The 11359-nt window shown below is 57.6% G+C and carries 12 protein-coding genes; 8 read left to right on the forward strand and 4 right to left on the reverse strand.

Going from position 1 to position 11359, the window contains the following annotated elements:
- Window positions 1-231: 231 nt before the first annotated feature.
- Entirely contained in the window at window positions 232-1431 is a 1200-nt protein-coding gene (gene tyrS / locus ACIP66_RS26795; protein WP_159814830.1) for a tyrosine--tRNA ligase, read from the reverse strand.
- A 212-nt stretch (window positions 1432-1643) separates the two neighbouring features.
- Between tyrS and ACIP66_RS26800 the strand changes: the two genes are divergently transcribed.
- Both ACIP66_RS26800 and ACIP66_RS26805 read left to right on the forward strand, forming a co-directional pair.
- Complete coding sequence (locus ACIP66_RS26800; protein ID WP_400652126.1) at window positions 1644-3068, forward strand: peptidoglycan DD-metalloendopeptidase family protein; 1425 nt, start codon at window positions 1644-1646, stop codon at window positions 3066-3068.
- Between the two features lie 3 nt (window positions 3069-3071).
- Complete coding sequence (locus ACIP66_RS26805) at window positions 3072-4163, forward strand: anhydro-N-acetylmuramic acid kinase (protein WP_400652128.1); 1092 nt, start codon at window positions 3072-3074, stop codon at window positions 4161-4163.
- A 73-nt stretch (window positions 4164-4236) separates the two neighbouring features.
- On the opposite strand, the gene erpA is transcribed toward ACIP66_RS26805, so the two are convergent.
- Window positions 4237-4587, reverse strand: coding sequence for an iron-sulfur cluster insertion protein ErpA (gene erpA / locus ACIP66_RS26810; protein ID WP_008077999.1), 351 nt, complete (start codon window positions 4585-4587; stop codon window positions 4237-4239).
- Between the two features lie 154 nt (window positions 4588-4741).
- Window positions 4742-5776 carry an N-acetyl-gamma-glutamyl-phosphate reductase gene (gene argC, locus ACIP66_RS26815; RefSeq protein WP_053124345.1) on the reverse strand — a complete coding sequence of 345 codons (1035 nt, stop codon included), beginning with the start codon at window positions 5774-5776 and terminating at the stop codon, window positions 4742-4744.
- 132 nt (window positions 5777-5908) lie between these two features.
- Between argC and hemJ the strand changes: the two genes are divergently transcribed.
- The 6 genes from hemJ to coq7 all read left to right on the forward strand — a co-directional run bounded on the left by hemJ (window position 5909) and on the right by coq7 (window position 10495).
- Entirely contained in the window at window positions 5909-6337 is a 429-nt protein-coding gene (gene hemJ, locus ACIP66_RS26820) for a protoporphyrinogen oxidase HemJ (protein ID WP_053124346.1), read from the forward strand.
- A 33-nt stretch (window positions 6338-6370) separates the two neighbouring features.
- Window positions 6371-7342 carry an NAD(P)H-dependent flavin oxidoreductase gene (locus ACIP66_RS26825; RefSeq protein WP_400652132.1) on the forward strand — a complete coding sequence of 324 codons (972 nt, stop codon included), beginning with the start codon at window positions 6371-6373 and terminating at the stop codon, window positions 7340-7342.
- 73 nt (window positions 7343-7415) lie between these two features.
- Window positions 7416-8366 carry a DUF805 domain-containing protein gene (locus ACIP66_RS26830; protein ID WP_400652135.1) on the forward strand — a complete coding sequence of 317 codons (951 nt, stop codon included), beginning with the start codon at window positions 7416-7418 and terminating at the stop codon, window positions 8364-8366.
- Window positions 8367-8427: 61 nt separating this feature from the next.
- The gene (locus tag ACIP66_RS26835; protein WP_400652137.1) at window positions 8428-9216 is read left to right on the forward strand and encodes an SDR family NAD(P)-dependent oxidoreductase; all 789 of its coding nucleotides are present in this window, start codon (window positions 8428-8430) and stop codon (window positions 9214-9216) included.
- A 57-nt stretch (window positions 9217-9273) separates the two neighbouring features.
- The gene (locus tag ACIP66_RS26840; protein ID WP_053124353.1) at window positions 9274-9612 is read left to right on the forward strand and encodes a histidine triad nucleotide-binding protein; all 339 of its coding nucleotides are present in this window, start codon (window positions 9274-9276) and stop codon (window positions 9610-9612) included.
- 235 nt (window positions 9613-9847) lie between these two features.
- Window positions 9848-10495 carry a 2-polyprenyl-3-methyl-6-methoxy-1,4-benzoquinone monooxygenase gene (coq7, locus tag ACIP66_RS26845; protein WP_053124355.1) on the forward strand — a complete coding sequence of 216 codons (648 nt, stop codon included), beginning with the start codon at window positions 9848-9850 and terminating at the stop codon, window positions 10493-10495.
- A gap of 120 nt (window positions 10496-10615) precedes the next feature.
- Here the strand turns inward: coq7 and speD are convergent.
- A partial coding sequence (gene speD, locus ACIP66_RS26850) for an adenosylmethionine decarboxylase (protein ID WP_400652140.1) occupies window positions 10616-11359 on the reverse strand: 744 nt, incomplete at its 5' end.

The raw sequence follows: 11359 nt of genomic DNA on the forward strand, positions 1-11359 counted from the left end.
TTCAACCACTTGCGCTTCAGATCTCTCGTCAGCGGGAGGCGAATTCTACAGCGTTACACGCTGCTGTCAACACCTCTTTTTCAACTTCCTTTTGGCTTCGATGAACTGAAGCAACCTGCTGTCGAAAACTGCGTAACTCATTGAATATCAAGGAGTTTTCCGTTTCGACTGCGCCGGAAGTGGGGCGAATTATAGACATCTAGAATTCGCCGTCAACCCTTATTTGCAGCATTACTCGGATTTCAGCGTAATCCGTGCAAATGCCTTCTTGCCGGCCTGGCAAACGTGAGTCGCGCCCAGTACATATATAAAGGAGCGATCAACCACTTCACCATCAACCCGCACACCACCGGACGCCAACAGGTCGCGCGCCGCAGCCGAGTTCTTCACCAGGCCTGCCTTATTAAGGACAGCGGCGATCGGCATGTCTTCAGCAGAAGTCAGCTCGATCTCTGGCAGGTCATCCGGCAGCTCGCCATCCTTCATGCGATTGCCCGCCGCGCGATGAGCATTGGCCGCAGCCTCTTCACCATGGAAGCGCGCAACGATTTCTTCAGCCAGCTTGATTTTGACGTCACGCGGATTGGCGCCTGCTTCTACCTCAGCACGCAGCGCATTGATCTCGTCCATCGAGCGGAAGCTAAGCAGCTCGAAGTAACGCCACATCAATGCATCCGGGATCGAAACCAGTTTGCTGTACATGACGCCCGGCGCTTCCTGAATGCCGACGTAGTTGCCCAACGACTTGGACATCTTCTTCACGCCATCCAGTCCTTCTAGCAGCGGCATGGTCAGAATGCATTGAGCTTCCTGACCGTAACCACGCTGAAGCTCGCGCCCCATCAGCAAGTTGAACTTCTGATCGGTGCCGCCCAACTCAACGTCCGCACGCAAGGCCACCGAGTCGTAACCCTGAACCAGCGGATAGAGGAACTCGTGAATAGCGATCGGTTGATTGGTGGTGTAGCGCTTGTCGAAGTCATCGCGCTCAAGCATGCGAGCAACGGTGTACTGCGAAGTCAAACGAATGAAGTCTGCCGGCCCCATCTGATCCATCCAGGTGGAGTTGAAGGCAACTTCGGTTTTCGCCGGATCGAGAATCTTGAACACCTGAGTCTTATAAGTCTCGGCGTTTTCCAGGACTTGCTCACGGGTCAACGGTGGGCGCGTGGCGCTCTTGCCGCTCGGATCACCGATCATCCCGGTGAAGTCACCTATAAGGAAGATCACCTGATGCCCCAGTTCCTGGAATTGGCGCAGCTTATTAATAAGCACCGTGTGACCCAAGTGCAGATCCGGAGCGGTCGGATCGAAACCAGCCTTGATACGCAGCGGTTGGCCGCGCTTGAGCTTCTCGATCAGCTCGGACTCGACCAATAGTTCTTCCGCACCACGTTTAATCAGCGCTAGCTGCTCTTCAACCGACTTCATAACAGACCCGCAAGGCTCAGATTCAAAGGGAACCAACCATACAAGATCGTGCACCAATTACAAGTTTTGCCCGGCGCACGGACACCAATCCACAAACGCGCTGTCTGTAGACTTGCTTAAGAGATGATTTGGTTATATTTTATACAGTTATTTCATCTTCATCATGTCATTCATCTTTTCCAATTCATCATATTTCAAAGTCAAAACTACTTATGACCACAGAACCGTCTAAAGCGCCTCCGCTTTACCCGAAGACCCACCTGCTCGCTGCAAGTGGAATCGCTGCCCTTCTCAGTCTGGCGCTCCTGGTATTCCCTTCCAGTGATGTTGAAGCCAAAAAGACGACCCTGAGTCTTGAACTGGAAAGTCCTGCTGAACAACTGACACAAGATCAAGACGCTGCTGACGCCGCTCAAGCCACAAATGAGTCTGTCAGCTCGCCATTTGCACAAATCGAAAACACTGACGAAAACGCACCGCAAACCGCTGAAACCGAGCCAGCACCTGCCCCGGCTGCAGAGAAAGCCAAGGCTGCCAGCCATCGCGAAGTGGTCGTCGCCAAGGGCGATACGCTGTCCACTTTGTTTGAAAAGGTCGGTCTGGCCGCCGCTTCCGTTCACGAAGTATTGGCCAGCGATAAACAAGCCAAACAGTTCAGCCAACTTAAGCACGGACAGAAGCTCGAATTCGAATTGAACCCGGAAGGCCAACTGACCAGCCTGCACAGCAAGGTCAGCGACGTCGAAACCATTACCCTGACCAAAAATGACAAGGGTTATGCCTTCAATCGGGTTACCGCTAAACCCACCGTACGCACCGCTTACGTACACGGCGTGATCAACAGCTCGCTGTCCCAGTCCGCCGCCCGCGCTGGCCTCTCGCACAGCATGACCATGGACATGGCCAGCGTGTTTGGTTACGACGTCGACTTCGCTCAGGACATCCGTCAGGGCGATGAATTCGACGTGATCTACGAGCAAAAAGTGGTCAACGGCAAAGCCGTCGGCACTGGCCCGATCCTCTCTGCACGCTTTACTAACCGCGGCAAGACTTACACCGCCGTGCGTTACACCAACAAACAAGGCAACAGCAGCTACTACACCGCTGACGGCAACAGCATGCGCAAGGCGTTCATCCGTACGCCGGTGGACTTCGCCCGCATCAGCTCGAAGTTCTCCATGGGCCGCAAGCACCCGATCCTCAACAAGATCCGCGCCCACAAAGGCGTCGACTACGCAGCACCACGCGGTACGCCTATCAAGGCTGCCGGCGACGGTAAAGTATTGCTGGCCGGCCGCCGCGGCGGTTACGGCAACACCGTGATCATCCAGCACGGCAACACTTACCGTACCCTTTACGGCCACATGCAAGGCTTCGCTAAGGGCGTGAAAACCGGCGGTACCGTCAAGCAGGGCCAGGTCATCGGCTATATCGGCACCACCGGCCTGTCCACCGGCCCGCACTTGCACTATGAGTTCCAGGTCAACGGCGTCCACGTCGATCCGCTGGGTCAGAAGCTGCCAATGGCTGACCCGATCGCCAAAGCCGAGCGTGCTCGCTTCCTCGCGCAGAGCCAACCGCTGATGGCGCGCATGGATCAAGAGAAAGCCACCATGCTGGCTTCGAGCAAGCGTTAAGCCATGGCCCTTTATATCGGTGTGATGTCCGGAACCAGCCTCGACGGTCTGGACATTGCTCTGATTGAGCAGACCTCGGCGATCAAACTGATCGCCACGCACTACATTCCCATGCCTGAATCCCTGCGCGCCGAGCTGCTTGGCTTGTGCGCCAGCGGCCCCGACGAAATCGCCCGTTCGGCGATTGCCCAGCAACACTGGGTGAAGCTCGCCGCGCAGGGTATTCATACTCTCCTCGATCAGCAGCAACTCAAACCCGAAGCCATTCGTGCGATCGGCAGCCACGGCCAGACCATTCGCCACGAACCTGCGCGCGGCTTCACGGTGCAGATCGGCAACCCTGCCCTGCTCACCGAATTGACTGGCATTACCGTGGTCAGCGACTTCCGTAGCCGCGATGTCGCTGCCGGTGGTCAGGGTGCGCCGCTGGTTCCGGCCTTCCATGAAGCTTTGTTCGAAGAGCGTACCGGTAACCAGGCAGTCTTGAATGTCGGCGGTTTCAGCAATCTCAGTCTGATAGAGCCGACCAAGCCTGTAGCCGGTTTCGACTGTGGCCCTGGGAATGTTCTGATGGACGCCTGGATTCAGCAGCAACGCGGTGAAAACTACGACCGTAATGGCGACTGGGCGAGATCAGGCGCTGTTGAGCCAACCCTGTTGCAGGCGCTGCTCAGCGATCCATTCTTTGTCACCAAAGGCCCGAAAAGCACCGGTCGCGAAGTGTTCAACCTGCCTTGGCTGGAGCAACACTTGTCACGGTTGCCAGCCTTCGCTGCGGAAAACGTGCAGGCCACGCTGCTTGAACTGACTGCGCTGACCATCATCGAGTCGCTGCAAAGCGCTCAGTCCGACACCCAAGAGTTGCTGGTCTGCGGCGGCGGCGCGCATAACGCCACATTGATGAAGCGCTTGGCCGCCCTGCTGCCTAACGCAACCGTAGCCAGCACTGCCACTCACGGCGTCGATCCGGACTGGGTTGAAGCCATGGCGTTCGCCTGGCTCGCTCATTGCTGCCTCGAAGGCATCGCCGCCAACCGCCCGAGCGTCACCGGCGCGCGCGGTCTTCGCGTCTTGGGCGCCATCTACCCGGCCTGATCAAACCGCACACAGCAAAACGCCGCAGAACCGAAAGGCTCTGCGGCGTTTTGTTATCTGAAACGAAGAGGCGTCAGATCGAGAACGAAGAACCGCAACCACAGGTCGTGGTGGCGTTCGGGTTCTTGATCACGAAGCGCGAACCTTCCAGACCTTCCTGGTAATCCACTTCAGCACCGGCCAGGTACTGGAAGCTCATCGGATCAACCACCAGACTCACGCCTTCGCGCTCGACGATGGTGTCGTCCTCGGCCACGTCTTCATCGAAGGTGAAACCGTATTGAAACCCTGAACAACCGCCGCCCGTAACGAATACGCGCAGCTTCAAGCGATCATTCCCCTCTTCATCGACCAGGCTCTTCACCTTGTGCGCGGCACCGTGGGTGAATTGCAAAGCCGTGGGGGTGAAGGATTCGACGCTCATGCTGACTATCTCCCGGCGTTACGCCGCCATAATGCGTGATGACGCGCATTATCCGCTTCTCCTAGAAAATCGGTCAACTATTAGAGGAGCAGCGGCAAGATTCAAGCTGCGAGCTTCAAGCTTGCGGCTCACAACTTGAAGCTTGTAGCTGCCCTTATGGCAGCATACCGGCGTGAGACAGGCCGAAGCGCTCGTCCAGACCGAACAGGATGTTCATGTTCTGCACCGCTTGGCCCGACGCGCCTTTGACCAGGTTGTCGATCACCGACAACACCACCACCAGATCGCCATCCTGTGGACGGTGCACCGCGATGCGGCAGACATTGGCGCCACGCACGCTGCGGGTTTCCGGATGACTACCGGCTGGCATCACGTCGACGAACGGTTCGTTGGCATAACGCTTTTCGAACAGAGCCTGCAGATCCACCGAACGATCAACCACGGTCGCGTAGAGCGTGGAATGAATGCCACGAATCATCGGCGTCAGGTGCGGAACGAAGGTCAGCCCCACGTCCTTGCCCGCTGCGCGACGCAGACCCTGGCGAATTTCCGGCAGGTGACGATGACCTTTTACCGCGTACGCCTTCATGCTTTCCGACGTCTCGGAGTACAACGAGCCTACAGCCGCACCGCGACCGGCGCCGCTGACACCGGATTTGCAGTCGGCGATTAGCATCGATGTGTTGGCCAAACCAGCTTCAAGCAAAGGCAGGAAACCCAGCTGCGTCGCGGTCGGATAGCAACCCGGCACCGCGATCAGACGAGCTTTCTTGATCTGTTCGCGATTGACTTCCGGCAGACCGTAAACCGCTTCGTCTAGCAGTTCAGGCGCGCCGTGCGGCTGGCCGTACCACTTGGCCCACTCTTCCGCGTCTTGCAGACGGAAGTCCGCCGACAGGTCGATGACCTTGGTGCCCGCTGCCAGCAGTTCGCCCGCCAGTGCGTGAGCCACACCGTGCGGCGTGGCGAAGAACACCACATCGCAAGCGCCGAGGGTTTTGATGTCCGGCACGCTGAAGGCCAAGCCGTCGTAGTGGCCGCGCAGGTTCGGGTACATATCAGCCACGGCCAGACCGGCCTCGGATCGGGAAGTGATCACAACCACTTCTGCCTGCGGATGCTGTGCCAACAGACGCAGCAATTCGACACCGGTGTAACCCGTGCCGCCGACGATACCGACCTTGACCATAACCTGCCCTCAAAGAACCCACTGGAAAGCCGTCGATAATAGGGGCCGCGCGGCCCTGCGACAACCGTCAAGGTGACGTGCGGACGCTCAAGCCTCTACTATCCGGGTACCGTGAACCTGGAATAACTAAAAATGCTCTATTTATGGATAAAAGCTTTTCACATTGTCAGCGTCGTTTGCTGGTTTGCCGGACTGTTCTACTTGCCGCGACTGTTCGTGTATCACGCGCAAAGCGAAGACACGATCAGCAAAGAACGCTTCAGCGTCATGGAGCGCAAGTTGTACCGCGGCATCATGGGCCCGGCGATGATTGCCACGCTGATCTTCGGCGGCTGGCTGATCTACCTCAATCCGAGCATCTTCAGCATGGGCGGCTGGATTCACGCCAAACTGACTCTGGTCGTTTTGCTGATCGGCTACCACCACATGTGCGGCGCGCAGGTAAAACGTTTTGCCCGTGGCGAAAACACCCGCAGCCATGTCTTTTATCGCTGGTTCAATGAAGTGCCGGTTCTGATATTGCTGGCTATTGTAATTCTGGTCGTGGTCAAGCCGTTCTAACTTCAACAAGAACAGATCTCTGGGGTATTCATCATGTCGCTGCCCGCTTTGCTCGAACAACGTCTGCGTCTGCCCGTAGTGGCAGCGCCGATGTTTCTGATTTCCAACCCTGAGTTGGTGCTCGCCTGCTGCCGTAATGGCGTAGTCGGCAGTTTCCCCGCGTTGAACCAACGCGAAAGCAGCGGCTTCAAAGCGTGGCTGGAACAGATCGAAGCGGGCCTTGCGACACTGGAGAACCCCGCGCCCTACGCAGTGAACCTGATCGTGCACAACAGCAATCCGCGCTTGCAGGCGGATCTGAACATCTGCGTCGAACACAAAGTGCCGATCGTCATCACCAGCCTCGGCGCGGTGAAGGAGTTGGTCGACGCGGTACACAGTTATGGTGGCCTGGTCTTCCATGACGTCACCACGCGCCGGCATGCCGAGAAAGCGGCCGAGGCCGGGGTCGATGGTTTGATCGCGGTCGCCGCCGGCGCCGGGGGCCATGCCGGTACCTGGAGTCCGTTTGCGCTGATCGCCGAGATCCGTGAGTTCTTCGACAAGACGCTATTGCTTGCAGGATGTTTGAACCACGGCCATGAGATTCTCGCCGCACAACTGCTCGGCGCGGATTTGGCCTACTTCGGTACGCGATTTATCGGCACCACTGAAAGTCATGCGCCTGACGCTTACAAGGAGATGCTCCTGACAGCCAAGGCTGCGGACATTATTCATACTCCAGCGGTGTCAGGGGTTCCGGCCAGCTTCATGCGCCAGAGCCTGCAAGCCGCCGGTTTCGATACGGCTGCCCTGCAAGGCAAGGGCGAAGTGAATTTTGGCGACAAGCTCAAGCCGATCAATGACGAGGCCAAGGCCTGGAAGACCGTATGGTCTGCCGGTCAAGGTGTCGGGCAGATCGATGACCTGCCGAGTGTCGATCAGTTGATCGCACGACTCGACGCCGAGTATCGTCATGCGCAGGAGCGCGCGGCACAGTTACCAAAACGCTGGCCTCGCCAATAAAAACAGGCCAGTCGCCCGTTGACTGGCCTTACACTGCTGACCCTCAATCATTCGCGACAAGGATGCCTCGGCCATGAGCGACCCCCGTTACAAGATCGTTTTCGACGGTGCTCTACAGCCCGGTGTCGATATCACGACCGCCAAACTCAATCTGGCGAATCTATTCAAAAGCGATGTGGCCGCGATTGAGCGTCTCTTCAATGGCAGCGTCGTCGCCCTCAAACGTGATCTTTCCCACGGCGATGCGCAGACATACCTGCAAGCGCTGAACAAAACCGGGATTGATGCGCGCATTGAAAATGAAACCGCTATCGAGCTGAACCTCAATGACGTCCACGAGCATGCCCCCGCCGTGGCCGAGCCCGATTCCCCTTATGCACCGCCGCGTGCCAGCGTCGGCGAAAGTCTGCCGGCCTTCGCAACGCTCAAGCCGTTTGGGGTCGAAGGCCGGATCGGTCGTCTGCGTTTTCTCGCCTGGACAATGGTGCTCGGCCTGGTGACGCTACCGATAGTGGGTGTGTTCGCACTGATCGCCTTGGGGCTGGTCAGCGGCGAATCGACCACTGGCTTGATCATCGGCGGGATTCTCGCCTTCTTTTTGTTCCTCGGCTTTTTCATCGTCAGCATTCTATTCAGCGTTCAGCGCCTGCACGATATCGGCTGGTCGGGCTGGCTCTGGTTGCTCAACCTGGTGCCGGTGGTGGGCAGTTTCTTCCCGCTGGTGATCATGGTCGTGCCAGGCAATACCGGCGCCAATCGCTACGGCCCGCCGCCGCCACCGAACAGCACAGCGGTCAAAGTGCTGTGCTCGTTGTGGATCGTGTTCTTCGCGTTGATCTTTGTCGGTGGGATATTCGGCGGGTTCTCGGCCGTCCAGGACGAATATGAAAGCAATCTGGAAAGCAGCTACCAAAGCGGTTCAGTGACCACCGATGAAATCGACGTCGAGGTCGAACCTGCAGCGAATTCCGCCGACGAGGCAGCCGAACCGGCGCAGGCCCCTGTAGACTCTGCGAAAGAATGAACAGCGCTCCCCGCCGTGACACCCGCGTCGCCGGCGCGGAGCTGTTGCGATGGAGAATTGCATGACCCGTTACGCTCTGATCACCGGCGCCTCCAGCGGCATCGGCCTGGCCATGGCCGAAGCTCTGGCCCGGCGCGGCCGCAGCCTGATTCTTGTGGCTCGACAGCGTGATCAGCTGGAAAGCATTGCGATCGAATTGACCCAGCGCTTCGGCGTCGAAGTGTTGTTCCGCGCCTGCGATCTCGGCGAGCCGTTGCGCTTGTCCGGTTTTCTGCTGGAACTGGAAGAAGGCGATCGGCAGATTGATTTGCTGGTGAACTGTGCGGGTATCGGCACTTGCGGCCCGTTCCTCGCGCATGACTGGATGACCGAGCAGGATCTGATCGAGGTGAACATCCTCGCCCTCACCCGCCTTTGTCATGCGATCGGTAACAGCATGGCGCTGCAAGGTGGCGGGCAGATTCTCAACGTCGCTTCGGTGGCGGCGTTCAATCCCGGCCCGTGGATGAGCACTTACTTCGCCAGCAAGGCTTATGTGCTGCACTTTTCCGAAGCGTTGCGGGTCGAGCTGAAGAAGTGCGCAGTCAAAGTCTCGGTGCTCTGCCCCGGCCCGACCCGCACGGCATTTTTCCGCACCGCACAACTGAACACGGAAAAGCTCAACGCCAGCAACGTGCTGATGAGTCCCGAGGAAGTCGCGCTGTACACCGTGCGCGCCCTCGACAAGAACCGCGCGATCATCATTCCGGGGCGCCGCAACCGCTGGTTCGCGTTCCTGCCGCGACTGGGTTCGCGCTGGCTTAACCGCACGATTGTCGGCATGGTTAATAAAGCTTACTGCCCGCGCTGAAGCAGCACGATTCAACGCGGTACACTCGATTCAGCCCAAACAACGGAGAAAACAGCAGTGGATACTCTGTTCACCAAGATCATCAACCGGGAAATCCCGGCCAAGATCATTTACGAGGACGACCAGGTTCTGGCCTTCCACGACATCGCCCCTCAGGCACCGGTGCATTTTCTGGTGATCCCGAAGAAACCGGTGCGCACCCTCAATGACCTGACCGAAGATGACAAGGCTTTGGCCGGGCATATCCTGTTCACTGCGCAGCGTCTGGCACTGGAACTGGGTTGCGAGGACGGCTTCCGCGTGGTGATGAACTGCAATGAAAAAGGTGGCCAGACGGTTTACCACATTCATATGCATGTACTTGGTCAGCGCCAGATGAACTGGCCTCCGGGCTAAGATTCACCGACCAGGCCTGCGGTTTGTCACCTGTAGGAGCTGCCGAAGGCTGCGATCTTTTGATCTTCGAGGTAGCAAAACAAGATCAAAAGATCGCAGCCTTCGGCAGCTCCTACATAAAGCCCCCCAGTACATCCAGCACATCAAGCGCATCCAGCGTGCCGAATGACCCAGCGCAAACCTTCCCCGGCCGATTCGGTTAAACTGGCCGCCGAGATTCTTCCCGGAGGTCAGCATGACTACCCAACGTCACTACTCGCCGATTGACCGTCTTCTGCTGCAAGCCGATGCCGCGATGCGTACCCTGCTGCCCTCCAGTGGCCAGCCGTACCGTCCGTCGCCAGCGATCTTGCAGCCGGACACGCAGATGAGCGACGAAGACACCCGCCACGTCGCCGGTCTGATGCGCATCAACCACACCGGTGAAGTCTGCGCCCAGGCGTTGTACCAAGGACAAGCGCTGACCGCCAAGTTGCCGCAAGTGCGCGCAGCCATGGAGCACGCGGCTGAAGAAGAGATTGATCATCTGGTCTGGTGCGAACAGCGCATTCACCAGTTGGGCAGCCATACCAGTGTGCTCAATCCGCTGTTTTACGGGATGTCGTTCGGGATTGGCGCGGTGGCCGGGTTGATCAGCGACAAAGTAAGTCTGGGCTTTGTGGCGGCGACCGAGCATCAGGTGTGCAAACACTTGAATGAACATCTGGAGCAATTGCCGGCTGAGGACGAGAAGTCCCGGGCGATTCTGGAGCAGATGCGTATTGATGAAGAGCATCATGCGGAGAGTGCGCTGGAGGCTGGAGGGTTTCGTTTTCCGGCGCCGGTGAAGTTCGGGATGAGTATTTTGGCGAAGGTGATGACCAAGAGTACTTATCGGATTTGAGGTCTGTTTGTGTGTTGTTGCGTAGGGACCCTTCGCGAGCAAGCTTTGCTCCTACAAGGGGGTTATGGCAGACATGAAAAAAGGCGACCGAGAGGTCGCCTTTTTTTGTGTGCGGGAATCTTAGGTCGGCATGTTGCGCGCGTAGAAGATTTCCAGCATTTCGTGTTTCACCCGGTCGGTCACCTGAGCACGCTGCTCGGAGGACAGGCTGCTGGTCGCGTCGCCGAACAGGTAGTTATCCAGTTCGAAGTTCTTTAGCAGCATTTTGGTGTGGAACAGGTTTTCCTGGTACACGTTCACGTCGGTCATCTGGTACGCGTCGCGAGTGTCTTCGGAGAGGTAGTTCTGGATCGAGTTGATCTCGTGGTCGATGAAGTGCTTGTTGCCTTCAACGTCACGGGTGAAGCCGCGCACACGATAATCCACAGTCACGATGTCCGAATCGAACTGGTGAATGAGGAAATTGAGCGCTTTCAGCGGTGAGATGACACCACACGTCGACACGTCGATGTCCACACGGAACGTGGCAATACCGTCGTCCGGATGAATTTCCGGATAGGTGTGCACCGTGATGTGGCTCTTGTCGAGGTGGGCCAGGATAATTTCGGGCAACGGGCCCGGCGATTCTTCGATCTGGCTGTCGGTCGGGGTGACCGGCTCTTCAGAAATCAGAATCGTGACGCTGGCGCCCTGGGGTTCATAGTCCTGACTCGCGATGTTCAGGATGTTGGCACCAATGATATCGACAACTTCCGTGAGGATCTGCGTCAGACGTTTCGCGTTGTACTCTTTATTGATGTACTCGACGTACGCCTGCTGGTCTTGCGGGGTTTCCGCGTAGCAGATGTCATAGATGTTGAAGCT

The organism is Pseudomonas sp. NPDC088429, assembly GCF_044753305.1.
GTDB lineage: Bacteria > Pseudomonadota > Gammaproteobacteria > Pseudomonadales > Pseudomonadaceae > Aquipseudomonas > Aquipseudomonas rustica.